This window comes from Rhodospirillaceae bacterium, from assembly GCA_018662005.1.
Taxonomy (GTDB): Bacteria; Pseudomonadota; Alphaproteobacteria; order Rhodospirillales; family JABHCV01; genus JACNJU01.
In genome coordinates this window covers 39,159-62,485 of record JABJHA010000014.1, presented here as the reverse complement: position 1 = coordinate 62,485, position 23,327 = coordinate 39,159, and the positions used below count along the sequence as shown (strand labels likewise).

The following is a 23,327-nucleotide window of genomic DNA, read 5'->3' as shown; positions in this document are numbered from 1 at the left end:
CATGTTTTCGAATCAGCAGTTATAACGGCCCTACTATGAATATGCTGTCGTTTTTTCATCGCCATCAACCTGAACTGCATTGCGCTTGCTGGATAAAGTCCGGCCTTGGCGCCATGCTTGGTATGGGGTTTGTCGGCTGGCTTGGCGTTGTCAGCGGCCATCCGTTCCTGATCGCCCCCTTCGGCGCGTCGTGCGTTTTGCTGTTTGCGGTTCCCAAAAGTCCTTTGGCGCAACCGGCCAATGTGATCGGTGGTCATATGCTGGCGGCGGCGGTCACTCTGGTCTTGCGCGTTTGGCTGCCGCCGGACTGGTGGGCGGTGGGCATTGCCGTTGGTCTGGTGATCGGTCTGATGGTCGCCTTTCGGGTCACCCATCCACCGGCCGGGGCGACCCCGGTTGTTGTCATGCTGACGGACCCCGGACCGATGTTTCTGCTGTTTCCCATTTTCAGCGGTTGTCTGGTGCTCATCGCCATTGCCTGGGTGGTTCATAAGCTGCCGCCACACACGGTTTATCCGATGGTTTATGAACCAGACTTATAATTGGCATAAAACACAACATGTAGTATTCTTTCAACACAGTATTGGGAGAATATGAGGTGTCTGCCGTTTTAGAACGCTATCCGGCTCTCGTTCTCAACGCCGATTTCCGGCCGTTGAGCTACTTCCCGCTGTCGCTTTGGTGCTGGCAGGATACCATCAAGGCGGTGTTCATGGGCCGCGTTAATGTCGTCGATGAATACGATCAGGCGGTCCATTCCCCCAGCTTCGAGATGCCCCTGCCCAGCGTTATTTCGCTAAAAGACTACGTCCCCATGGCCAAGAAACCGGCCTTTACCCGCTTTAACGTTTTCCTGCGTGACCGCTTCTCGTGCCAATACTGTGGCCATGACTTCCCCAGTGAAAACCTGACCTTCGATCACGTCATTCCCCGTGCCCATGGCGGTACGACGTTATGGGGCAATGTGGTGACTGCCTGCGCGCCGTGTAACCTGACAAAGGGCCACCAGCTTTCCAAACAAGCGCGGATGTATCCCTTGACCAAACCACGCCAGCCGACGGCCTGGGAATTACAGGAAAATGGCCGCGGTTTTCCACCGGGTCACCTGCACAAAAGCTGGCACGATTTTCTCTATTGGGACGCCGAACTGCTGCAGGACTAGATTTACCTTAAAAACCCTTGCCTTTCCGGGCCGGGTGGCTATATTCGCGCACTATTCCCAAGAATGAGGGTCAAAAGACCCCGCCCCAGCATACCCATAAGCACTTTAGTGGGTGTCGTTGACGGCTATTGGGACAAAAACAACCGGCTAACGAGTGATTGGAAAAGAGAAAAGTTATGAGCAGACGTATCAAATCGAAATACAAGATTAACAGGCGCCTTGGCGTCAACCTGTGGGGACGTCCCAAAAGCCCCATTAACAACCGCGACAGCCGCCCCGGCCAGCATGGTCAGCGACGCCGTAAAGAAACCGATTACGGCACCCAGCTGATGGCCAAACAGAAGCTTAAAGGCTATTACGGCAACATCACCGAGAAAAAATTCCGCCGCTATTATGCCGAGGCCGTGCGTCGTCGTGGCGACACATCGGAAAACCTGATTGGCATTCTTGAGCGCCGTCTGGACGCCGTCGTCTATCGCATGAAATTTGTTCCCACCGTGTTCGCCGCTCGCCAGTTCGTCAACCATGGCCATGTCGCGGTCAATGGTAAGAAGGTCAATATTGGTTCCTACCTGGTTCAGGACGGCGATGAAATCGAAGTTCGCAAGAAGGCACACGACATTCCGATGGTTCTGGAAGCTGTTGTCTCCTCCGAGCGCGAGATTCCCGACTACATGTCCGTTGACCACAAAAAGATGAAGGGCACCTTCGTACGCCAGCCGCTGTTGGCCGACGTACCGTATCCGGTGCAGATGGAACCCAACCTGGTGATCGAATTTTATTCGCGTTAATCGAAGTCGGCATATACTGTTTAAAGGCGGTCCTTTAGGGGCCGCCTTTTTCGTTTCAGGAGGGTCTTCAAGTGGCCTCTTTGCCAAGTGTCTTTATTTCCCATGGTGCGCCGACCATCATGTTGCAGGATTGTCCGGCCCGCGTTTTTTGGCGGGAACTCATCGAAAACATAGGCAAGCCGACGTCAGTCCTATGCGTATCGGCACACTGGGAAACTACCGTTCCGACGCTGAGTACGGCCCAGGAACCTGAAACCATCCATGATTTTTATGGTTTTCCCGATGAATTGTATCAAATGTCATACCCGGCCCCGGGGGCGCCGCAATTGGCAGAACGTGCACAGGCATTATTGAATTCGGCCGGGATGGATTGTCACCTTGACGTCAGCCGCGGCCTTGATCACGGGGCCTGGATTCCATTGAAGGAGATGCTGCCCAAGGCCGATGTGCCGGTGACCCAGCTTTCCGTTCAGGCAGGGTTGGGCATGGCCTATCATATGGCGCTTGGCCGGGCGCTGGCGCCACTGCGTCATGAAGGCGTGCTGGTGCTGGCCAGCGGTGGTGCGGTTCATAACTTTTCAGCATTCCGTCCCGGCGGCGACAAAGTGCCGGACTGGGCCTTACGTTTTGATGACTGGCTGACAGAAATCCTGATCGCCGGGGATGGTGCGGCATTGGCAAACTATCGCAACGAAGACGGGGCGCTGGCCCATCCACGCGATGAGCATTTCCTGCCGCTTGGCGTGGCCTTCGGCGCTGGCGGCGCAAACGCAAGGGGCCGCGCCCTGCACCGGGGCTTCATGGACGGCGGCGTCGGAATGTCCGCTTACGCTTTTGAATAGTCACCCGATCGCGTGGCGCTCACTTAAGCCTGATAGTCGATGCCCTTGTCGTCGAACATCTTTTGCAACTCACCGGCTTCATACATTTCCTTGATGATGTCGCAACCACCGACGAACTCGCCCTTGACGTAAAGCTGGGGGATCGTCGGCCAGTCTGAAAAAGCCTTGATGGCTTCGCGAATTTCCATGTCTTCAAGGACGTTGACGCCCTTGAACTTGACCTGCATCTGGGACAGTGCGCCAACGACGGCGGCGGAAAAACCGCACTGCGGGAACATCGGTGTGCCCTTCATAAACAAAACCACGTCGGTGTCGCTGATTTCGCCGTTGATGCGGTCGAAGGTTGGGTTGTCGCTCATCTGATAATTCCTTTGTAGAAGTTGTCTGTTTTAAGCCGGGACTTCGGTAGTTAAGGCCAGGGCATGAAGTTGGCCGCCCATTTTGCCTTGCAGGGCGGCATAGACCATTTGGTGTTGCTGAACGCGGGATTTGCCCGCGAAGGCGCTGGAAATAATGCGGGCGGAATAATGATCGCCGTCGCCGCGCAAATCCTCGATATCGATTTGTGCGTCGGGAAGCGCTTCCTTGATCATCTTTTCGATCTCGGCAGATTCCATTGCCATGTGCGTTAGTCCTTTGTAATAGCTAATAATTTAAGGTTTCGACATAAAATCAGGCAGCCAGTTGTTATGGCTGGCAGCCAACTCTTCAACGGATATGGTTGCTTGCCCCCCGACAGTCAACTGTTTGCCGCCTGTGCGGCCAATTTTTTTGGCGTGGACGCCAGCGGCTTCGGCTTTTGCAAGGACCGTTTCCGCGTCACTTGTGGCGATGAGGTAGCGGGCCTGATCCTCACCAAACAGCCAGCCGTGTAATGTTGGTGCGCTTTCAGAGGGCTCGATGGTCGCACCAATGTTTGAGGCCATGGCCATTTCAGCAAGCGCCACACCCAGGCCGCCACCTGAAACATCGTGGGCCGTGGTGATGGTTCCCGTTTCAATCAGCGAGCGGACAAAATCACCGTTCAGGCGTTCAAGCCCCAAATCGACCGGCGGCGGCGCGCCTTCTTCACGGCCCTCGATTTCACGCAAATAAAGTGACTGGCCAAGCTGGCCGAGGGTCTCGCCAATCAGGATAATGTCCTGATCTTCAGCGCCGAAAGCAATAGAGGCGCGCTTGTGGACATCGGCCATCAGACCAACACCGCCAATGGTCGGGGTTGGCAGGATACCCTCGCCGTTGGTTTCGTTGTAAAGGGAGACATTGCCTGAAACGACAGGGAAGTCGAGGGCCACGCAAGCCGCGCCGATGCCTTTCACGCAGCCGACGAACTGGCCCATGATTTCAGGGCGCTCCGGGTTGCCGAAATTCATGTTGTCGGTGATCGCCATCGGCTTCGCGCCAACGGCGTTGATGTTGCGCCAGGCTTCGGCGACGACCTGCTTGCCGCCCTCATAAGGGTCGGCGAAGCAATAACGCGGCGAACAGTCCGACGCCGTGGCGATAGCCTTGTCGGTGCCGTGGATGCGGACGATGGCGGCGTCGCCACCGGGGCGCTCGACCGTGTCGGCCATGACCATGTGATCGTACTGTTCCCAAATCCATCGTTTGGAAGCCAGATCGGGACAGCTGACCAATTTTTTAAGACAAGCCATCAGATCATCTGGCGGGTTGCTGTCAGTGATCGCTTGCTGCTTGGGTGTTTCCACCCATGGGCGGTCATATTCAGGCGAGGATTCGGCCAGCGGATCGATGGGCAGGTCGGCGACGATTTCCCCCTTGTGGCGCAGGACCATGTGCCTGGTGTCGGTTAAGGTTCCGATGATTGAGAAATCCAGTTCCCATTTCTCGAAGATGGCCCGGGCCTCGTCCTCGCGGCCGGGCTTTAAGACCATCAACATGCGTTCCTGGCTTTCCGACAGCATCATCTCGTAAGCGGTCATGTTTTCTTCGCGCTGGGGGACCGCGTCCAGGTCCATGTCGATACCGACACCACCCTTGGAGGCCATCTCGAAGCTGGAAGATGTCAATCCCGCAGCGCCCATGTCCTGAATGGCGACAATGGCGTCGGTCGCCATCAGTTCCAGGCAGGCCTCAAGCAGCAGTTTTTCAGTGAACGGATCGCCGACCTGGACAGTCGGGCGTTTGGCGTCGGAATCTTCGGAAAATTCGGTCGAGGCCATGGTCGCGCCGTGGATGCCGTCACGGCCGGTCTTGGAGCCAACGTAGACCACCGGGTTACCGATGCCTGCGGCGGCGGAATAGAAAATGTTGTCGGTGTCGGCAAGACCAATGGTCATGGCGTTTACCAGAATGTTGCCATCGTACGAGGTGTGGAATTCACACTCACCGCCGACGGTCGGAACCCCCATGCAGTTGCCGTATCCCGCGATCCCGGCGACGACACCTGAAACCAGATGTTTGGTCTTGGGATGATCGGTTCTGCCGAAACGAAGCGCATTCAGGTTGGCAATCGGCCTGGCGCCCATGGTGAAGACATCACGCATGATGCCGCCAACACCTGTCGTCGCCCCCTGATAAGGTTCAATGAACGATGGGTGGTTGTGGCTTTCCATCTTGAAGATGATGGCGTGGTTGTCCCCGATATCGATGATGCCGGCATTCTCGCCGGGTCCGCAAATCACCCATGGAGCCTCTGTCGGTAAGGTTTTCAGCCATTTTTTTGATGATTTGTAGGAGCAATGCTCGGACCACATGACCGAAAAAATGCCCAGCTCCGTCAGGTTCGGCTCGCGTCCCATGATCTCCAGGACCTGGCTGTATTCATCTTTACTGAGGCCATGGCTGGCGACGATTTCAGGGGTAATTTCGCTCATGATTTCCGTTTTTGACTGATCCGTTGATGATGGGGGTTTTCATACCCGATTCTTCGGGTCAATACCAAGGAATAGGAGCTAAATTTTACGAATCCAAATGGCGTTGTCATGGAAGGGTACCCCGCCGTTAGGTGCTGTCGGGTCGGCCCCGGTCAGGGCGTTGACACCGATGCCTTCCTCGAAGGCGGCGTTGGGCCAGACGCTTTCAACAACAACGACACCCGGGACAGCGCCTTCTTCAAGTTTTGCCTTGACGACAATGGTGCCGCGTTCGTTACCAAGGCGGACCCTGTCCCCGTCGGAAATGGCAAGTGTACCAGCATCTTGGGCGCTGATTTTGACGTGCGGTTCACCTTCCTTCTTTATCGAGGTTTTGGTCTCGGTGAAGGTGGAATTCAGGTAATTCCTGGCCGGTGCGGTGACCAGTTTATAGGGCATTTCGTCACTGGTTTGTTCGATAACCGCCCAGTGGTCGGGCAGGGCGGGCATGGTCTCCATAAGCTTTGCGGGTCCAAACCCCTGACGTCCCGCTTTTGCCCAGTCGGCCTTGAAATGGAATTTCCCGTCGGGGTGGGCAAAACCATTCCGGTAATGGGATGTATCAAAGTCCGGTTGAACATCAATCCAGCAATCTTTCTTAATCGCGTCGGTATCGGGATATTCTGATTTTTTAAGACAGTCGTTGATCAGCTGCAACGGCGTCATCTCGAAGCCTGGGTGACTGGCCCCCAGTCGCTTGGCCAGTTCGCAAATAACAAAGTGGTTGGTTCGGCAGCCTTCGGGGGCATCGATGACTTTTGGCCCCAGTGATAAATGTTGGTGACCGCCACCCCGGTACAGGTCGTCATGTTCCATGAACATCGTCGCCGGCAGGACGATGTCGGCCATCTTCGCCGTTTCGGTCATGAATTGCTCGTGCACACAAACGAACAGGTCTTCGCGGGCAAAACCCTGACGGACCTTGTTCAGGTCGGGGGCGACGTTCATGGGGTTGGTGTTTTGAATCAGCATGGCGGTGATCGGCGGGCCATCGCCCAGATCCTGCGGGTCACCGATCAGGGCTGGGCCAATGCGCGACATGTCGATAACCCGAACGGTGGGATCGCGCACATCGAGCCCTTCGATCATCGTTTTGTTGAGTTTGAAAATATCGCCATTGCTGTGAAAAGCGCCGCCGCCTGCGTGCGCCCACGCGCCGCAAACGGTGGCGACGCAAAAGGCAGAATGCATGGCGACCGCGCCGTTGCGGTTACGGGTGAAGCCAAAACCCAAACGGAAATAGGTTTTTGCTGTGGCCCCGATCATCGCCGCCAGTTCTTCAATGCGGGCAGCCGGAACGCCGCTGATGGCTTCAGCCCACTCAGGCGTTTTGTCTTTCAGGTGGGCTTCCAGTTGATCCGGCGCGTCGGCGTATTGGTGCATAAATTCCCGGTCCGCCAAGTCATCGCGGAACAGCACATGCATCAGGGCGCAAGCCAGCGCACCGTCGGTGCCCGGACGTACACAAATAAAATTGTCGGCCTGTTTGGCGGTTGGTGTGTTGTAGGTGTCGATGACGATGATTTTAGTACCGCGGTTTTTGCGCGCTTTAATGGCGTGGGTCATGACGTTGACCTGGGTCGAAACCGGGTTGGTGCCCCAGATGATAACCAGGTCCGAAACAGCCATTTCGCGCGGGTCCGGCCCCATCGTCTTGCCGGTTCCGGCGCGCGAGGCGATGTTTGCGACCATGCTGCACAGGGTCGAATGCTGGCCACTGTATTTTTTGACGTGGCGAAGCCGATTGATGCCGTCGCGCATGACCTGTCCCATTGTCCCGGCATAGAAGTACGGCCAGACGGTTTCGGGGCCGTATTGTTCTTCTGCCTTCAGAAAGGTTTCTGCAGTGGTATCAAGCGCCTCTTCCCATGATATTTCTTCAAATCCTCCCGAACCCTTCTTGCCGGTTCGGCGCAGCGGCGCAGTCAACCGGTCCGGATGATGCACCCGTTCAGCATAGCGGGCGACCTTGGCGCAGATGACGCCGTCCGTATAGGTGTTGCTCTTGGAGCCGTGCACGCGACCGATCTCGGTAGGGCTCAGGACCTCCACCTCAAGCGAACAGGCGGACGGACAATCGTGGGGGCAGGTGGTTTTGGCGAAGTGAGTCATTTGTTTCCTGAGTCTGGAATAAAAGAGCGTCTTGCGCGTCGTTTCTTATGGTCCTTGGCTTGCCCGAGAGTCAACCGTCCCCATGGGCCGCTCGGTGGGGCCTCCTCGGGTTCGGGTTCAACAGTATTTTTTCCGAAGCCTGCGAGCAGCGGCACTGATTTGTGGCGCATGGGCGCGATCAGGATGCATCCTGCAATCAGGCCGCCAATATGGGCCCACCAGGCAACACCCCCGCCGCCTGTGTTCGTCGCCATGGAGACATTGATAACCTGCATGGCGATCCAGATCCCCAACATGATGTAGGCCGGGATGTGGATGAAAAAGCGGAAGGCCAGAGTCAGGATTTGCGCCTTCGGGTGCAAAATCAGGTAGGCCCCGATGACACCCGATATAGCGCCGCTGGCGCCGATCATCGGGGTCGTCGAATCCGGGTCGAGCCCGGCGTGGGTCAGGGCGGCGGCGATACCGCACAAAATATAGAAGACAATAAACCGGCGATGGCCCATGGCGTCTTCAACATTGTCGCCCAGCACCCATAAGAACAACATGTTGCCAATCAGGTGCATCCAGCCACCATGCATGAACATGGATGTGATCAATGTCAGAGGGGCCGGGATTGTGGCCAGTTCGAGGGGCAGGGTGCGGCTGCCGAACAGGACCGATGGAATAGCACCAAAGCCAAGCACCGCCTTGCGCCCGCCTGCCTCGCCCAACGACAATTGCCACATGAAGACGATCACACACAAGCCGATCAAGGCCACCGTCACGTACTGGTAGGGAATGCGCTTGAGGGGATTATCGTCTTTAAGCGGCAGAAGCATAGCCGGAGTATGGCAAATTCAGGCCGCGTCACAAACCCGTCATTTATCCTGGGCGATACGTTCCTTGGGCAGGGTTACCGTTACCTGTGTGCCGTTACCGACTTCACTTTCAACATCCAGCTTGCCGCCATGCAGATTGACCAACCCCTTGGTCAAAGGAAGCCCCAGGCCCGTGCCTTCGTGTTTTCGATCAAGGCCACTGTCTACCTGACCAAACGTGCTTAAGGCTATTTTCAGGTGGTCTTCATCCATACCGATGCCTGTGTCAGCGATGGCAATACTGAGAGACCCCTGTTCATTCAGCCGGGCGCTTAAGGAAACCTTCCCTCCTTCGGGGGTGAACTTTACGGCATTGCTCAGCAGGTTAAGCAATATTTGTTTCATCCGCCGTTGATCGACAATGATCATTGGGATTTCGGAATCAATAGATTGGCTGATGGTGACATGACCATCTTCCGCCCGGGGCCTGATGAGACGAACCGAGGTATCAACGATTGCGGATAAAGAGACAGTCTCGTCTTGCAATTTGATGGCATCCGCCTCGATTGCAGAAACATCAAGGATGTCATCAATCAATTCAAGAAGATGTTCCCCGGATTGATGGATATCATTGATGTATTCACGATATTTTTCATTGTCCAGTGTACCGAATGTTTCTTCTTTTATGGTTCCTGAGAAGCCGATTATTGCATTGAGAGGGGTACGCAATTCGTGGCTCATGTTCGCCAGCAGGTCAGATTTGGCGTGGCTGGCGACTTTGGCATTTTCTTCTGCCCGTTTACGATCGAGTACTTCCCGGGACAGTTCGCGTGTCCGTTCCTCGACACGACTTTCCAGCTTGTCATGGGCCTGTTGCAAGGCCTGACGCGCCTGTACGCGCTCTGTCACGTCCTGCTGAAAACTGACGACACCTCCGGTGGCGGTTTTTCGGTCGCGGGTTTCCAGAATCCGGCCATCGGCCAGATAGATTGTCAGTATGTCCTTTAATTCGTAGGTGTCATCACGGCGTAAAATATAATCTTCTACCTTGCCGTCGTAGATAACAGTTTTGCGTTCCAGGTCCAGTTTGCCAAGGTCTATTGAAAGGACGCCGGGGGCACAGTCTTCGTCAGAATATTTATAGAAATCCTTGTAGCGGTCATTACAGATGACCAATCTGCCATCGCTGTCAAAAATAACAAAACCTTCTGAAATATTTTTAATGGCATCGTTGAGAATGTTTTCAATGCGCTCGCCGTGGTTGTCACCCTGGCCAGGGGTGGGCTGTGGTCGCTGGATTGTTACGATGACCATCAGCGCAGAAATCAACAGCACCATGAATTCAGCATTGCTTGCCATTTTAACGGCATCGCTTTCCGGCATGTAGTAAAAATGGATGGAACTGAAGGCCGCCATCAGTAGCAGGGATGCCGTAATGAGGGTCCATGAAATGTTGCTGCTTGTTCGCCGCATTAACCGATAGGCGAAAAATGCGGCTGCCAACTGCAGGGCGACTGTAACGGGCAGGACAAAGCTGGTTTCTAAAAACATGCGCAAGATTAACTTATTAGTGTTTTTTTATGGGAAATAAAAGCTAAGCCGCCAGGCTCTCCATCAGGCCGTCGAACATGGCTTTGCCGTCGGTGCCACCTTGCAGGGGATCGACCAGTCTTTCGGGGTGGGGCATCAGCCCTAAGACGGTACGGCTTTCGCTGGTGATACCGGCGATGTTGGCGATGGAGCCATTGGGATTGGCGGTTTTCGATGCGTTGCCCCCTTCGTCGCAATAACGAAAAGCAATCCGGCCATCGTCTTCCAGACGTTTCAGGGTTTCTTCGTCGGTTTCAAAATTACCGTCGTGATGGGCGATGGGGATGCGGATCACCTGGCCCTGGTCATAGCCATGGGTAAACAGGGTGTTGCTGGCTTCGACCTTCAGGTGCACATCCTTGCAGATATATTTCAGGTTGGCGTTACGCATCAGCGTGCCCGGCAACAGTCCGGCTTCTGTTAAAATCTGAAAGCCGTTGCAAATTCCCAGCACCGGCACACCGGCATTGGCGCGGCTGACGACCTCGCGCATGACCGGTGAATGGGCGGCGATGGCTCCCGAACGCAGGTAATCACCGTAAGAAAAGCCACCGGGAATAACAATAAGGTCGGTCTTGGCAAGCGCCGTGTCGCCATGCCAGACCATCTCGGGCTCAACTCCCGTGGACGCTGCAAGGGCGACCTGAACATCGCGGTCACAATTTGATCCGGGAAAGACGATGACGGAGGTTTTCATGCGGCCTATTCCGTAATCTCGATTGAATAATCTTCAATAACCGTATTGGCGAGCAGTTGCTTGCACATGGCCTCGACATTTTCGCGGGCCCTGACGGCGTCGGTTTCGCTCAGGTCGATTTCGATGAACTTGCCCTGGCGGACACCGTCAACACCGGAAAATCCAAGCGAGCCCAGTGCGTGTTGTACGGCCTTGCCCTGGGGGTCAAGGACACCGGGCTTCAGGGTGACGTGGATCAGGGCTTTCATTGCATTAACTCCGGTCCGCGCATGTCAGCGGGGCCACTTTCGGGTAAAATTCCCAAGCGTCGGGCGACTTCCTGATAGGCTTCCTTGACGCCGCCCATATCCTCGCGGAAGCGGTCCTTGTCCATTTTCTCATCGGTTTTGGAATCCCAGAAGCGGCAGTTGTCCGGGCTGATTTCATCTGCCAGCACGATGCGCATCTGGTCTTCTTCCCAAAGTCTGCCGAATTCAAGCCTGAAATCGACCAGACGGATGCCGATGCCCATGAACAGGCCAGACATAAAATCATTGATCCTTAATGTCAGGCTCATGATTTCATCCAGTTCGGGTGGGCTGGCCCAGCCAAAGGCGGTGATGTGCTCTTCATTGACCATGGGATCGCCCAGTTCGCCTGACTTGTAATAATATTCGACGATGGAACGCGGCAGCGTGGCGCCTTCGGTCAGGCCGAAACGCTTGACCAGAGAGCCCGCGACAACATTGCGCACGACCACCTCCAGCGGAATGATTTCGACTTCGCGAACAAGTTGCTCGCGCATGTTCAGGCGGCGCATGAAATGGGTCGGGATACCGATATCGCCGAGTTTCATCATCAGGTGCTCGGAAATCCGGTTGTTGATGACCCCTTTACCGGTAATGGTGCCGGTTTTACGGGCATGGAAGGCCGATGCGTCGTCCTTGAAGTGTTGCACAAGGGTGCCCGGTTCAGGGCCTTCAAAAATGACTTTTGCCTTGCCTTCGAATAACTGTCTGCGTCGGGCCATGGGGCTGGTTTCCAAAAAGAATCGGGCTCGTTTTAAGTTGAAAGCCTGATATAGCAGGAGTCCCTACACAAAACAACGGCCCCGAAAGATCAAAGTTGAACCGCCTCGAACGGGGTCTTGTCGGGGGCGCCGCCTGCGAAAACCCAGCGTGGTTTTTGGGGCGCCAGGGCCATCGAAGGGATCGCGATGATTGATGAGCAAACGGTGCCAAAGCCGTCACCGCCATCAATATTCATGGCTCCCTTTTGGCCCGCGTCTTCTTCAAATTCTTTTCTTGCAAGGATCTCAGTCCAGGTCGACCAGTCGTCTTCTGCCGGTTCGGGTGCCGGTGCTTCATGGAACTGTGGCAGGTAGCGCATGACCCGGTGTGAAAAGGCATCATTAAGGTCGCTGTCAGTTAACATCGAGACGCCTGACGGGATATCACCCAGCCGCATACCCGGCTCACCATATTCATTCAGGGAGGATATCCAGAACGCCTCCTGGGCGTCGCCTACGAACAGATTGAAGGGACGGTAGGCTTTCGGGTCAAGGTCGAACAAGGCTTCGGCGACAGCCACCGCCTCGGCGTGATCAAGTGCCTCAAGGGGCAACTCGCCGCGACTTCTAAATGCCGGATCGGGGCCCAGCGAGCCGGTGCGATTGAGGACCCCGGCGATGACGCCATCATCATTGACGCCCAGCCAGGTGCCGCCTGCCAGTTCGTCCCGACCAGCGATAACGTTACCCCGGTCCGGCCAGTGACGGCCCGGTGGGGCCCAGGGGCGATCAATCTTTTCATCGCGATTGGTGGCGACAATCAATGGCCAATCATGGTCCGGGCGGCGCAGGGTTACCAAAGTGCACATTTGTGCATTATATATAGAAAGTAAGGTAATTTCGTAGCTGTTATCGAAATACCCACAAAAAATGGATAGTAGTCGTTGCGAAACAGGACTTAGGCACGTATTGTCCCGGAAATGACCCAAAATCAAGGACGACACCGATGAACGACAGCTTTAAGAATCGTGGCTCCAGCGAAGAAGCCAAATTTAAGAATGACGCGGAAACCCGGTTCAAGATTGAAGCCAGGCGCGACAAGATGCTTGGGTTCTGGGCAGCGGAAAAACTGGGCCTAAGCGGTGACGATATCGAGGCTTTTGCCAAGAAAGTCGTGGTTTCCGACCTTGAAGAGGCTGGCCACGAAGATGTCGTGCGCATGGTATCGAAAAGCTTTAGCGATGGTGGTGTGGACATCGACGATGATGTTATCCGTGCCGAAATCAAGCGCCTGCAAGTGATCGCTGAAAAAGAAGTCACCGAAGGCTATTCCGAACCGCTGGGCAGTGATCACGGTCGCGTCGGCGGCTGAATTTCTTAAGATCCGAAAACCCGGGCGAAGATCGCGTCGGCGTTTTTCGTGTGGAAGGCCGTCGAGTCGACGTCAAACAGTTCTTTCAAGCCGCTTTCCCCAAGTGCTTCGGCGACGTCGGCGTCTTTTGACAGGAAATAGAAGAAACGATTTCCGTGCTCTTCGGCCTGCTTGTCTTCCGCAGATGCTTCAACCGTACCTTCCGGATTATCCGGATCGATACCGTAACTGCGCCATACCTTCATGGCATTGCGTTGTACGATGACGTAGGCGTCCTCGCGACTGACCCCGTGTTGGGTCAGGGTCAGTAAAACCCGTTGCGAGTCATGCAAACCACCGAACTGCATCAGGTTTTCCATCATCGTCTTTGGATAAACCACCAGCTTGTCCATCATGCCGGTCAGGCGGCCCAGGGCGAAATCCAGTGTTACCGTTGCGTCGGGTCCGAACATGCGCTCGACGGACGAATGGGAAATGTCGCGTTCATGCCAAAGGGTGATGTTTTCCATTGCCGGGATGACGGCGGCGCGAACGATGCGGGCCAGACCCGTCAGGTTCTCAGATAAAATCGGGTTGCGCTTGTGCGGCATGGCGCTTGAGCCTTTTTGGCCCGGCGCAAAGTATTCCTGGGCCTCGCGGACTTCCGAACGCTGAAGATGCCTGACTTCCGTCGCCAGTCGCTCTATGGCCCCGGCGATAATACCCATCGCCGCAAAATAGGCGGCGTGGCGGTCGCGCGGGATAACTTGTGTCGATACCGGTTCCGGCCTCAGGCCCAGTTTGGCGGCGACATGTTCCTCGACCTTCGGGTCGATGTTGGCAAAGGTGCCGACAGCCCCTGAAATGGCGCAGGTGGCGACGTCTTCGCGGGCCATGGCCATGCGATCGCGGCCACGTTTGAATTCGGCGTAATGACCGGCCAGTTTAATGCCAAAGGATGTCGGTTCGGCATGGATGCCATGGGACCTGCCAATGCAGACATCATCCTTATGTTCGCGGGCGCGGGCCTCCAGAACAACCAGCAAGGCGTCCATATCTTCAAGAATAAGATCGGCAGCTTGGGTCATCTGCACACTCAGGCAGGTATCAAGAACATCGGAGGATGTCATGCCCTGATGGATAAAGCGCGCCTCATCACCGACATGCTCGGCCAGTTCGCTCAAGAAAGCGATGACGTCGTGGTGGGTTTCGCGTTCGATCTCATCGATGCGATCAATACGATCCTGGGTGTACGGCTTGTCGCCTTTTTCCCAGACAGTCTTTGCCGCCTGCGCCGGAATAACGCCAAGATCGGCCTGTGCGTCGCACGCGTGGGCCTCGATCTCAAACCAGATACGGAACTTGTTTGCAGGTTCCCATATGGCGGTCATCTTGGGGCGGCTGTAGCGGGGTATCATTGCGGGGCTTCCTATTAAAAGCAAAATCCATAGGTGGGGTATAGCGAAACAGGGCCGGAATGAAAAGTAGTGATCGTATCAAATGTCCTGTTGAGCTATCGCAAATTCGCGGCGGCCCTTGCCGAAAACGATTAACCACAGAAGTCCCAGAACCTGAAATCCGATAATAACACCGAAAGCGGCCTGGTAGCCTGCCGGGTCGTAGCCACCGACTGCGGTTTTTGGCCACAGGCCGATAATGGCGCCGGTTGCCCACTGGGTGGCGAAGGCGCTGACGAAGACGAGAAGGTTGAGCCCGGTGGTGACCCGGCCGGACAAATGCAGGGGAAATTTTTGTGATAAGGCGGCATAAGGCAGGATGCCTGTGGTGCCGAAAAATCCAAACATCATCCACAACGGCAGCGCCGCGTCGACAAGACGGAAGGTAATCAGGCACTGAACAATAATGAAAATACTTATGCCAGCGACGGCGATGGATAACGGCTTGATGCCGAAACGCCGCAAGCGGTCTGTGATAACGCCCGAAGAGGCGAATCCGGCAACCATGGAAGCTGCGACCAGCAACAAGTGACTGGCGACCTGATCGCGCTCCAGGCCGCCAACATCATGCAGCCAGGGGCCCGCCCATAGACTTTGAGTAGCCAGAAACGCCGCTTGCGAGGCGACGGTGAAGGGTGCGACCCACCAGAACATGGGACTGGTGAAGACAGTGATGACGCCGTTTAACTGACTTTTCATACCGCCCGATGTTTCTTTGATCTCGCTCTCGTTCCTCTTGGGTACGATAATAAAGATGACCGCCGACGCCAACACCGTGAGCGAACCCAGAAACAGGAAAACCCCGCGCCAGTCCGTATATGACAGCGCCGCTTCGACCGGTACGGTACCGCTCAGTGCACCCAGTCCCCCTACGGCCATATGGAAACCGTTAATCAGCGGCAGGCGTTCCCTTGATACCCATATGGAATAAGCCTTGAACGCCGCCATCAGGCAGGATGACACCCCCAGCCCGATCAGGGCCCGACCGGCAATAAGGCCTAAGGCGCTGGTCGAGCCTGCGAAAACGAAAGCGCCGGTGGCCGCGAACAACAGCAAGATTGCCTCAGTCTTTCGCGGCCCGTAGTGATCGAGAAGCATCCCAAGGGGCAATTGAAACAGTGCGAAAGTTAGAAAATAGGCGCTCGTCATCAAGCCCAGGTCCGATGCCCCCAAGCCCATTTCGGATATCAGATCAGGTGCGATCACCGCGTTGACCACCCTGTACAGATAGGACAGGAAGTAACCCAGCGCGAAAGGAACAAAAACCCGGATCAGGGAAAACGGCTGGCTCAATTAAAGCAATCCCATGGTTTTAAATGAGTTATTGCCGCTTTTGGAAACAATCACATGATCGTGCAACATGATTCCCAGTCTCTCGCCTGCTTCCTTCACTTCCATGGTCATCTCGATGTCGGCCTTTGAGGGCGATGCATCACCGCTGGGGTGGTTGTGGACCATGATGATCGCCGTTGCCCCAAGCTCGAGTGCGCGCTTGACCACTTCGCGCGGATAAACCGGGGTATGGTCGACGGTGCCTTGTTGTTGAACTTCATCGGCGATCAGGACATTTTTTTTGTTGAGAAACAAAATGCGGAAATGTTCCGACTTTTCGTAAGCCATGCTGGCCCGGCAGTATTTCATCAGTTTATCCCATGATGTCAGAACCGGGCGGTCCATGATTTCACCTTGAGAAAGTTTAAGGGCCGCCGCCTGAACTGTTTTCAAGGCGACCACAGCGGCCTCGCCAATGCCGTCAATGCTGCGAAGTTCCCGGGGCTCAGCACTGATCACTTCAGCAAATGAACCAAATTTCTTGAGCAGGGCTTTCGCCAGCGGCTTGGTGTCACGTCTGGGCAAAGCCGGAAACAAAACCAGCTCAAGCAGTTCATAGTCGGCAAGACTGTCCCGACCACTTTTCATAAAGCGCCCACGAAGGCGCTCACGATGGCCGCTATGATCTGGTTTTTTTGTCATTATGTCCCGTAGGGCGGGCAGTTTAAACCGGCGGGGGAGCGGGTGAAGACTTCAAAACCATCATCGGTGACGGCGATTGAATGTTCAAACTGGGCCGAAAGGGAGCGATCCTTGGTAACGGCTGTCCAGCCATCGGATTTAACCTTCACATCGTAGCCACCAATATTGATCATTGGCTCGATGGTAAAGAACATACCCGTCTTCAGGGTCGTGCCGACGCCGGGTTTGCCGAAATGCATGATGTTGGGGGCGTCATGGAAAACCCGGCCCAGGCCATGGCCGCAAAAATCGCGTACAACCGAATAACGTTTGGCTTCGGCAAATTCCTGAATGGCGTAGCCGATGTCACCGGTGGTGGCGCCGGGGCGAACAACATTGATGCCGCGCCACAGGGCTTCATAAGTGGTTTCCACCAGCTTCTGCGCCTTGATCCCCACATCGCCAACATAAAACATGCGGCTGGTGTCGCCAAACCAGCCATCAAGAATGGTGGTGACGTCGATGTTGACGACATCCCCCTCATTTAACTTTTTATCGCCGGGAATTCCGTGGCAGACAACGTGGTTGATCGACGTGCAGACGGATTTGGGAAAACCACGATAACCCAACGGCGCCGGTGTGCCACCGTGATCAAGGGTGTAGTTGTGGACAAGGGTATTGATTTCTTCGGTCTTCATGCCGGGTTTGACCAGGGGAACGAGCATGTCGAGCGTTTCGGCGGCCAGACGGCCGGCCTTGCGCATACCTTCAAAATCACGCGCCGTGTGAATCTTTATGGAGCGCTCTTCAGGATAGACAGCATCTTTGTGTAACTGATCGTTCATTCTTAAACTCTTAAACTTAAAGGGCCAGTTTTAGGGGTTTCGAGACTTTAATCCCCTTGGTGTTCAGGGCGCATTGATAACACAATACCTCAACACCCGCCGCTATTGCCGTATCGAGCCCGGCTTTATAGTCGGGGTCGATATCCCCGGCAATGGTGAAAGTATCCCCATCCTGACGCTGGACCAGATACATCATAACCGAACGGTGGCCCTGTTTCACCATATCGGCCAGTTCAACCAGATGTTTTGCTCCCCGTGTCGTCACAGAATCGGGGAATTCAACCGGGTCACCCTTTTTCAATCCGCGTCTTAAGGTAACATTTTTGACCTCGACATAACATATGGGGCGCGCCGGGTCCTCGAGCAACAGGTCAATGCGCGAGTTCTTGCCGTATTTAACTTCCCGGCGCAGACTTGCGTAACCGGCGAGTTCGGGGATTTTATTTTCTTTGATGGCTTCTTCGACAATGCCATTTGGCAGGGCGGTGTTGATGCCGACAAAGGTTTTGCCGATTTTTATCAACTCCCATGTGTAGCGCAACTTGCGTTCCGGATTTCTGGCCGGTGACAACCAGACTTCCGAACCCGGCTCCTTAACACTCAACATGGAGCCGGAATTGGCGCAATGGGCGGTGACAATTGTACCGTCTTCAAGTTCCACATCGGCAAGAAAGCGCTTGTAGCGCTTGACCAGGCGGCCAGCGATCAGGGGGTCAGGAAATTTCATTGTTGTGTTTTAAAGCACGCTAGAAAACACAATTTTTAGCAAAGTCGGCTGCTTCATTGCTGGACCAGTCACCTTTTGGCTTTTCTTTTAAATCCTCACACCACTCTTTAGAGCCAACTTCCGGCGAGCAGGCGGTGAGGGCGGCAATGGCGAGAATGCCACTGAAGGTGACGATCACTTTTTTGATGTTAAAAAACATTGGTTGTTCCTCCCTGTTGATTGTTAGCTAAACACTATCATTATTCTTATCTTCGGCCCAAGCGCTCAGGGTGATGACCTGAAAGGTTGCCGGGATGCGTTCGTCATCTGTAGCAAAGTCTTCACTGTAATATCGGGCCGCTTCCATCATCATGGTCCGGCTGGTCAGGCCCTTGCGGGCCTCCATGACGGCGTTGCCTTCACCCATGCCGCGAAGGTCGGCCATCAGTTTGAAGGGGTCAGGGTAGGAAACAGTGATGGCTTCCTGATCGGCGACAGGAATGGTGAAACCGGCCCGTGCGAGAAGGTTACCGGCATCCTTGACGTCGGCGAAGGGTGAAATGCGGGGACTTAAGCCACCATCGATGGCGGCTTCGGCTTTGGCCAGGGACTGGCGCAGCTCGCTTAAGGTATCGCCGCCCAGCATCGTGGCCAGGAACAAACCGCCCGGCTTCAGGCAGCGACGGATCTGGGTCAGGGCGCCGGGCAAATCGTTGACCCAGTGCAAGCTGAGGTTGCTCAAAATCAAATCGAAGGCCTTGGGTGCAAAGGGCAGATATTCCTCGTCGGCAACAACTCCCCGGGGGCCGGCACGCTCGGTCATAGGTTGTGAAAGATCGCAGACAATGAGCTCCTCAATGCCGCCACGCCCGGCCAGCGTGCGACCCAGGGTGCCGGTTCTGCATCCCAGATCGAGGGCGACCGGGAATTTCCTGTGAACATCGTCGAGACGATCACACAAACGCTCGCCTGTTTCCTGAAACAGGAAATCGTGGTCGTCCAGGGTTGCTGCTGCCCGGTCGCGGTGGCGGGCGACAAGCTGGCGATTGAACACGGTCATGGATTCAGACATGATCACTTTATGACACAGGCAGAGCCCCGGACAAAAGCCACATTCACAGCACCCCTGCGCCATTTTGGCAGGCGGGCCCTGGACGTGCTTTTGCCGCCGCAATGTTTAAGTTGTGGAACCCTGGTCGAAGAACAGGGCGCATTGTGTCTGGATTGCTGGCAGGATGTCACCTTTATCAGTCAGCCCCATTGTGCAATCTGTGGTCTGCCATTTGAATTCGCCGCACAGGGGAACGATTATTCTGATGGTCATCTTTGTGGTTCCTGTGTCAGGAAGCGGCCGGTTTTCGAGCGGGCCCGTGCAGTGCTCGCTTACGATGATGCCTCAAGCCCATTTATCCTGACTTTCAAGCACGCAGACAGGACCGAAGCCGCCTCCGCCTTTGCCCGCTGGATGGCAAGGGCAGGGGCTGACGTATTGGAAAATGCCGATTTGATCACCCCCGTGCCGCTGCATTGGAGCCGCCTGTTCAAGCGGCGCTATAATCAGGCGGCGTTGCTGGGTCAGCGTCTCAGCCAGATAAGCGCTGTTCCAGCCATCCCCGATTTACTGGTTCGCAAGCGGGCGACGCCATCACAAGGGCGGTTCAGTCCGTCGGCAAGAAAACGCAATGTACGGGGCGCTTTTCAGGTTCGCGAAAAATATATACCCAATATTTCGGGCAAGCGGGTTGTCCTTGTTGATGATGTGCTGACGACGGGGGCGACGGCGTCCGCCGTGACCCGCGCTCTGCTGGGGGCCGGGGCAGAGGCCGTTGATGTGTTGACGTTGGGCCGGGTTTTAAGGCCGTTCCCCTTATAAGACCTACAACAAACCGCGGTCTTGTCGGGCGTTCAGTTCGGCCATCAGCGGGGCATCCTGATAGCGGCGCAGGCTGAGCTGTTCGGCGTAGGCGGGCAAGTCGCCATCCAGAACCCAATCAGCGCAAAGCTCGCCGCTGGCGCAGGCGGTCATTGTCCCGAAGCCGGACATGGCACCGACCACATAGGTGCCCTCGACACCCATCGGTCCGATCAATGGCCAGTTTTCCCGGGTCATTGTGTAGTAGCCGCCGTAATGAGTGCGGTTGCGCGGCAGGCGCTCGAAATAGGATTTCAGTGACGGGTTGAGCCGTGAAGCACCGCGCAGCACAAGTTCCGGAAAATGATCATCGAACTGTGGCTCGAAATGCGCCTGCGTCGGTGTTTCGTTATAGGCCCAACCCAGTTTGACCCAGTTACCTTTTTCCCCGCCATCGGGTCGACAGTGGATGGCTCCCGGCATTTCCCGGGCCATCCAGGCATGATCAGGGTCGGCAAGCAGAAGCTCTCGCTCCTCCTCACCCCAATCGATTGATTGGCTGTCCAGGTCGATGGAAAACGGCATTTGCCGGGGGATGGCGCCAGCGACATCTTCAAAGGCAATTTTCTGTTGCAGGACATTGTGGACGGGTAAGTCTACCCCGAAAAGATTGGCAACATCGTTGAGGAACGGCCCGGTCGCATTGACGGCCTTGGCGGTATGAAGTTTTTCTTCGCCATCATTAAAAATCAGGATAAATCCCCGTTTTACTTCAACCCCTGTCAGTTGGGCCTGGATGCGCTTTCCACCCCACTGGCGAAATTGCTCAAGCATGAACTGGCCCATTTGCTGACTGTCAATCATGCCGGCGCGGCGGATGTGGACAAGGGTACGCAAATCAGCGCCATACCAGGGGTAATGTTTCTTGATCAGGGCTTCCCCGCACAGCATATCGACGCCGGATGGTGCGGCTTGCCACTGTTCAAAACCAGCCGGTGCGTAGGTTGCCGAGGTGCTGTCATAATGAATGCGGATATTGTTGTCGGGATCGTCGCCATATCCGGCAAACAGTGCACTTGCCAGACTGTCAACATCCAGCATCCGGGTCGCCAACACGTAACCGCTACGGGTCATATTAATGCGGTTATCTGTTTCCCCGGCAATGGCCTCCATCAAATCGATGCTGTGGTCGGTGAAACGCTTGATCAGCGGATGTGGCCACCAGTTACGATAGTTTTCGCCCGATTGCGCGGACGTAAAGGCCATCGGTTGTCCCTGATCGATGAGGGTCACTTTCAGGCGGGGATCTGCTTTTTTAAGAAAATAGGCCGTCGCAATGCCAATTATTCCAGCGCCGATTACGGCAATATCGGTATCGTGTTCGGTCATTTTAGTCCCATAAATTCCGCAACATTGGCATTCTACGTTCGCTGAGTAGTCCAAACCTGGTGGTGTTATTACCGTCGGTTCATTGCCGTTTCCAGACCTTAGCTGTTAATCAGAAATCACAACCATGTGAACTTCATATCTCACTGTTTCACTTGTGGGCAATCCGTGCCGATAGTAAGGTCAAATAATAACTGAACGAGCGTTCCAAACTAATTTTAATGTTAAGAGACAAAGGCATAGTGGTGAAACTTTTTGCACGTATGATGGATACATCTCCAAAAAAAATACTGTTTATCAACGACGTTTGGGATCACTTGAGAAGCGCCTTTGGATGCCGCCTCTGTAAAAGGATTACCGTTGCGGTATTTTTTTCGATCCTCGTGATCGAAGGCGGAATCCTGTTTTTCTCGGTAAAGAACTACGAAAGAGACCGTCTCCTGGAAGTGGAAAGGGAAGCCGTGGTGGTGATGCGGTCGATCCTCAGGTCCGTTGATTCCAAAGGCACCCTGGATACACAATTTTCCGACATCTTTAAATCGCTGCGGGATGGGTCGGTTTTGGTTGGCGCAAGGATATTTGATCAAACTGGAAAGGAACTAACCAGATTCGGAGAATCTCCCGGTTTATTTGATAAGGCAATCGAAAATCCCAGCCAGTCAATCCGGCGAAGATCAAATGACAATACCCGATTGGATGTTCTTTGGCCGACACAGCGCGTTCAAACGCCCTATCTGGTTTTATCCAGAATTGACACAAGTGAAATCGACGCTCAAATCGTAGCCTTTGTGTGGCGGATTGCAGGCCTTGTTCTTCTGATTTCTGTCTTTGTAACGTTCGTAACGATGCTCGTTCTGAATCGGATGGTCTTCACACCACTCATTAGCCTTGGTGTTCGATTGAGGGCCGTCGGTTCCGATCCAAACAACCCCGAAAATTACTATCTAGAATCACAAAGATCCGATGAGTGGGGGGATGTCATTCGAGCCTTTAACCGGATGCTTCAATGGGCTTGTGTAAATTTGGAAATGATCAAGAGAAAAGAGAATGAACTGCAGGTTAGCAAGGAAGAAGCCGAAAAGGCGAACATGGCCAAGTCCGAATTCCTGTCTTCCATGAGCCATGAACTGCGGACGCCAATGAACGCTGTTCTCGGCTTCGCTCAAATGCTGAAGTACAACCCCAAAGAGCCACTTAGCAAATCGCAAGAAGAGAGCGTCGGTCATATCCTCACGGGCGGCCAGCACTTGCTCAAACTGATCGACGATGTTCTCGATCTGGCTAAGATCGAGGCTGGCAAGGTGGAACTTGTCATCGAGGATTTTTCACCAACGGAAATTCTCAACGAATGTCTGCTGCTGATAACAACACTGGCCGAGGAACATGGCATCAATGTTTCCGTGCCTGAAGAGGCAATGGAAGTACCCATGGTTCGCGCCGATCACACCCGCTTCAAGCAGGTGCTGCTCAATCTGATGTCCAACGCCGTCAAGTACAACCGGAAGAACGGTACGGTATCCATCACTATCGAAAAAGTCGCCGACAAAATGTTGCGCATCGCAGTGACCGACACAGGCGAAGGAATCCACGAGGACAAGCAAAAGGAACTGTTTAAACCTTTCAGTCGCCTGGGAGCCGAGACTTCTGGGGTCGAAGGAACCGGCATCGGTCTGGTTGTTAGCAAAGACCTGATAGAGCGTATGAGCGGCGCGATCGGTGTGGAAAGCGAAGTGGGCAAGGGAGCCACATTCTGGATTGAACTCCCCCTGGTGGACCTGGTTATCGACAAAGCCACAGCAGCGTAGGGCTAGGGGGTGTTTTAAATGTTTCAATCGGGTCATTCTCTTGATAACGGACATCGTTAGGTTTGCTGTTGGCGTAGTCGGCGTAGTCCTTGGCGGGCAAGGGTTACAGCGGTC

25 protein-coding genes are annotated in these 23,327 nt (G+C 54.8%); 7 read left to right on the top strand and 18 right to left on the bottom strand.

What is annotated here, in order from left to right; translation table 11 throughout:
* Positions 1-41: 41 nt before the first annotated feature.
* The 4 genes from HOL66_07300 to HOL66_07285 all read left to right on the top strand — a co-directional run bounded on the left by HOL66_07300 (position 42) and on the right by HOL66_07285 (position 2,795).
* Entirely contained in the window at positions 42-542 is a 501-nt protein-coding gene (locus HOL66_07300) for an HPP family protein (GenBank protein ID MBT5244034.1), read from the top strand.
* A gap of 56 nt (positions 543-598) precedes the next feature.
* The gene (locus HOL66_07295; GenBank protein MBT5244033.1) at positions 599-1,162 is read left to right on the top strand and encodes an HNH endonuclease; all 564 of its coding nucleotides are present in this window, start codon (positions 599-601) and stop codon (positions 1,160-1,162) included.
* A 176-nt stretch (positions 1,163-1,338) separates the two neighbouring features.
* Positions 1,339-1,953 (top strand): 30S ribosomal protein S4, encoded by a 615-nt coding sequence (rpsD, locus tag HOL66_07290; GenBank protein MBT5244032.1) that lies wholly within the window; start codon positions 1,339-1,341, stop codon positions 1,951-1,953.
* A 71-nt stretch (positions 1,954-2,024) separates the two neighbouring features.
* A complete protein-coding gene (locus HOL66_07285) occupies positions 2,025-2,795 on the top strand; it encodes a dioxygenase (protein ID MBT5244031.1) in 771 nt (256 codons plus the stop codon).
* Positions 2,796-2,818: 23 nt separating this feature from the next.
* Here the strand turns inward: HOL66_07285 and grxD are convergent, their stop codons facing one another.
* The 10 genes from grxD to HOL66_07235 all read right to left on the bottom strand — a co-directional run bounded on the left by grxD (position 2,819) and on the right by HOL66_07235 (position 12,727).
* Complete coding sequence (gene grxD, locus HOL66_07280) at positions 2,819-3,154, bottom strand: Grx4 family monothiol glutaredoxin (protein MBT5244030.1); 336 nt, start codon at positions 3,152-3,154, stop codon at positions 2,819-2,821.
* A gap of 30 nt (positions 3,155-3,184) precedes the next feature.
* Positions 3,185-3,418: a BolA family transcriptional regulator gene (locus HOL66_07275; GenBank protein ID MBT5244029.1), complete on the bottom strand. Its 234-nt coding sequence runs from the start codon at positions 3,416-3,418 to the stop codon at positions 3,185-3,187.
* 30 nt (positions 3,419-3,448) lie between these two features.
* Positions 3,449-5,632, bottom strand: a complete 2,184-nt coding sequence (gene purL / locus HOL66_07270) for a phosphoribosylformylglycinamidine synthase subunit PurL (protein ID MBT5244028.1) — start codon at positions 5,630-5,632, stop codon at positions 3,449-3,451.
* 78 nt (positions 5,633-5,710) lie between these two features.
* Positions 5,711-7,783, bottom strand: coding sequence for a molybdopterin-dependent oxidoreductase (locus HOL66_07265; protein MBT5244027.1), 2,073 nt, complete (start codon positions 7,781-7,783; stop codon positions 5,711-5,713).
* Complete coding sequence (locus tag HOL66_07260) at positions 7,780-8,604, bottom strand: rhomboid family intramembrane serine protease (protein MBT5244026.1); 825 nt, start codon at positions 8,602-8,604, stop codon at positions 7,780-7,782. The genes HOL66_07265 and HOL66_07260 overlap by 4 nt, the downstream gene beginning before the upstream one ends.
* Positions 8,605-8,643: 39 nt before the next feature.
* Positions 8,644-10,134 (bottom strand): hypothetical protein, encoded by a 1,491-nt coding sequence (locus HOL66_07255; protein ID MBT5244025.1) that lies wholly within the window; start codon positions 10,132-10,134, stop codon positions 8,644-8,646.
* A gap of 43 nt (positions 10,135-10,177) precedes the next feature.
* On the bottom strand, positions 10,178-10,870 hold the full coding sequence (gene purQ / locus HOL66_07250; GenBank protein MBT5244024.1) for a phosphoribosylformylglycinamidine synthase subunit PurQ: 693 nt from the start codon (positions 10,868-10,870) through the stop codon (positions 10,178-10,180).
* Between the two features lie 5 nt (positions 10,871-10,875).
* Complete coding sequence (purS, locus tag HOL66_07245) at positions 10,876-11,118, bottom strand: phosphoribosylformylglycinamidine synthase subunit PurS (protein ID MBT5244023.1); 243 nt, start codon at positions 11,116-11,118, stop codon at positions 10,876-10,878.
* Complete coding sequence (locus tag HOL66_07240) at positions 11,115-11,879, bottom strand: phosphoribosylaminoimidazolesuccinocarboxamide synthase (GenBank protein ID MBT5244022.1); 765 nt, start codon at positions 11,877-11,879, stop codon at positions 11,115-11,117. Before HOL66_07240 ends, purS begins: the two co-directional genes overlap by 4 nt.
* 89 nt (positions 11,880-11,968) lie before the next feature.
* On the bottom strand, positions 11,969-12,727 hold the full coding sequence (locus HOL66_07235) for a hypothetical protein (GenBank protein MBT5244021.1): 759 nt from the start codon (positions 12,725-12,727) through the stop codon (positions 11,969-11,971).
* A gap of 137 nt (positions 12,728-12,864) precedes the next feature.
* Here HOL66_07235 and HOL66_07230 point away from each other — a divergent pair, with 137 nt between their 5' ends.
* The gene (locus tag HOL66_07230) at positions 12,865-13,230 is read left to right on the top strand and encodes a DUF1476 domain-containing protein (protein MBT5244020.1); all 366 of its coding nucleotides are present in this window, start codon (positions 12,865-12,867) and stop codon (positions 13,228-13,230) included.
* Between the two features lie 5 nt (positions 13,231-13,235).
* Here HOL66_07230 and HOL66_07225 read toward each other — a convergent pair whose 3' ends face one another.
* The 7 genes from HOL66_07225 to HOL66_07195 all read right to left on the bottom strand — a co-directional run bounded on the left by HOL66_07225 (position 13,236) and on the right by HOL66_07195 (position 19,230).
* Complete coding sequence (locus HOL66_07225; GenBank protein ID MBT5244019.1) at positions 13,236-14,627, bottom strand: adenylosuccinate lyase; 1,392 nt, start codon at positions 14,625-14,627, stop codon at positions 13,236-13,238.
* Between the two features lie 78 nt (positions 14,628-14,705).
* The gene (locus HOL66_07220; GenBank protein ID MBT5244018.1) at positions 14,706-15,941 is read right to left on the bottom strand and encodes an MFS transporter; all 1,236 of its coding nucleotides are present in this window, start codon (positions 15,939-15,941) and stop codon (positions 14,706-14,708) included.
* An 18-nt stretch (positions 15,942-15,959) separates the two neighbouring features.
* Entirely contained in the window at positions 15,960-16,640 is a 681-nt protein-coding gene (gene radC / locus HOL66_07215) for a DNA repair protein RadC (GenBank protein ID MBT5244017.1), read from the bottom strand.
* Complete coding sequence (gene map, locus HOL66_07210) at positions 16,640-17,464, bottom strand: type I methionyl aminopeptidase (GenBank protein MBT5244016.1); 825 nt, start codon at positions 17,462-17,464, stop codon at positions 16,640-16,642. Before map ends, radC begins: the two co-directional genes overlap by 1 nt.
* A 16-nt stretch (positions 17,465-17,480) precedes the next feature.
* Positions 17,481-18,191 (bottom strand): DNA/RNA nuclease SfsA, encoded by a 711-nt coding sequence (gene sfsA, locus HOL66_07205; GenBank protein MBT5244015.1) that lies wholly within the window; start codon positions 18,189-18,191, stop codon positions 17,481-17,483.
* A 19-nt stretch (positions 18,192-18,210) separates the two neighbouring features.
* Positions 18,211-18,390 carry a DUF3012 domain-containing protein gene (locus HOL66_07200; GenBank protein MBT5244014.1) on the bottom strand — a complete coding sequence of 60 codons (180 nt, stop codon included), beginning with the start codon at positions 18,388-18,390 and terminating at the stop codon, positions 18,211-18,213.
* 27 nt (positions 18,391-18,417) lie between these two features.
* The gene (locus HOL66_07195) at positions 18,418-19,230 is read right to left on the bottom strand and encodes a methyltransferase domain-containing protein (protein ID MBT5244013.1); all 813 of its coding nucleotides are present in this window, start codon (positions 19,228-19,230) and stop codon (positions 18,418-18,420) included.
* A gap of 21 nt (positions 19,231-19,251) precedes the next feature.
* Between HOL66_07195 and HOL66_07190 the strand changes: the two genes are divergently transcribed.
* Positions 19,252-20,043 (top strand): ComF family protein, encoded by a 792-nt coding sequence (locus HOL66_07190; GenBank protein MBT5244012.1) that lies wholly within the window; start codon positions 19,252-19,254, stop codon positions 20,041-20,043.
* A gap of 3 nt (positions 20,044-20,046) precedes the next feature.
* Here the strand turns inward: HOL66_07190 and HOL66_07185 are convergent, their stop codons facing one another.
* Complete coding sequence (locus HOL66_07185) at positions 20,047-21,411, bottom strand: FAD-binding oxidoreductase (GenBank protein MBT5244011.1); 1,365 nt, start codon at positions 21,409-21,411, stop codon at positions 20,047-20,049.
* A 239-nt stretch (positions 21,412-21,650) separates the two neighbouring features.
* Here HOL66_07185 and HOL66_07180 point away from each other — a divergent pair, with 239 nt between their 5' ends.
* Positions 21,651-23,213, top strand: coding sequence for a hypothetical protein (locus HOL66_07180; GenBank protein MBT5244010.1), 1,563 nt, complete (start codon positions 21,651-21,653; stop codon positions 23,211-23,213).
* The last annotated feature ends 114 nt before the right edge of the window (positions 23,214-23,327 follow it).

Coding starts and splice junctions, on each gene's coding strand:
- HOL66_07300 (MBT5244034.1), top strand. CDS start 42: ATGCTGTCGTTTTTTCATCGCCATCAACCTGAACTGCATTGCGCTTGC.
- HOL66_07235 (MBT5244021.1), bottom strand. CDS start 12,727: ATGTGCACTTTGGTAACCCTGCGCCGCCCGGACCATGATTGGCCATTG.
- HOL66_07255 (MBT5244025.1), bottom strand. CDS start 10,134: ATGTTTTTAGAAACCAGCTTTGTCCTGCCCGTTACAGTCGCCCTGCAG.
- HOL66_07190 (MBT5244012.1), top strand. CDS start 19,252: ATGACACAGGCAGAGCCCCGGACAAAAGCCACATTCACAGCACCCCTG.
- map (MBT5244016.1), bottom strand. CDS start 17,464: ATGAACGATCAGTTACACAAAGATGCTGTCTATCCTGAAGAGCGCTCC.
- HOL66_07200 (MBT5244014.1), bottom strand. CDS start 18,390: ATGTTTTTTAACATCAAAAAAGTGATCGTCACCTTCAGTGGCATTCTC.
- HOL66_07275 (MBT5244029.1), bottom strand. CDS start 3,418: ATGGCAATGGAATCTGCCGAGATCGAAAAGATGATCAAGGAAGCGCTT.
- HOL66_07230 (MBT5244020.1), top strand. CDS start 12,865: ATGAACGACAGCTTTAAGAATCGTGGCTCCAGCGAAGAAGCCAAATTT.
- HOL66_07260 (MBT5244026.1), bottom strand. CDS start 8,604: ATGCTTCTGCCGCTTAAAGACGATAATCCCCTCAAGCGCATTCCCTAC.
- HOL66_07225 (MBT5244019.1), bottom strand. CDS start 14,627: ATGATACCCCGCTACAGCCGCCCCAAGATGACCGCCATATGGGAACCT.
- sfsA (MBT5244015.1), bottom strand. CDS start 18,191: ATGAAATTTCCTGACCCCCTGATCGCTGGCCGCCTGGTCAAGCGCTAC.
- rpsD (MBT5244032.1), top strand. CDS start 1,339: ATGAGCAGACGTATCAAATCGAAATACAAGATTAACAGGCGCCTTGGC.
- HOL66_07240 (MBT5244022.1), bottom strand. CDS start 11,879: ATGGCCCGACGCAGACAGTTATTCGAAGGCAAGGCAAAAGTCATTTTT.
- HOL66_07195 (MBT5244013.1), bottom strand. CDS start 19,230: ATGACCGTGTTCAATCGCCAGCTTGTCGCCCGCCACCGCGACCGGGCA.
- purQ (MBT5244024.1), bottom strand. CDS start 10,870: ATGAAAACCTCCGTCATCGTCTTTCCCGGATCAAATTGTGACCGCGAT.
- grxD (MBT5244030.1), bottom strand. CDS start 3,154: ATGAGCGACAACCCAACCTTCGACCGCATCAACGGCGAAATCAGCGAC.
- purS (MBT5244023.1), bottom strand. CDS start 11,118: ATGAAAGCCCTGATCCACGTCACCCTGAAGCCCGGTGTCCTTGACCCC.
- radC (MBT5244017.1), bottom strand. CDS start 16,640: ATGACAAAAAAACCAGATCATAGCGGCCATCGTGAGCGCCTTCGTGGG.
- HOL66_07265 (MBT5244027.1), bottom strand. CDS start 7,783: ATGACTCACTTCGCCAAAACCACCTGCCCCCACGATTGTCCGTCCGCC.
- purL (MBT5244028.1), bottom strand. CDS start 5,632: ATGAGCGAAATTACCCCTGAAATCGTCGCCAGCCATGGCCTCAGTAAA.
- HOL66_07185 (MBT5244011.1), bottom strand. CDS start 21,411: ATGACCGAACACGATACCGATATTGCCGTAATCGGCGCTGGAATAATT.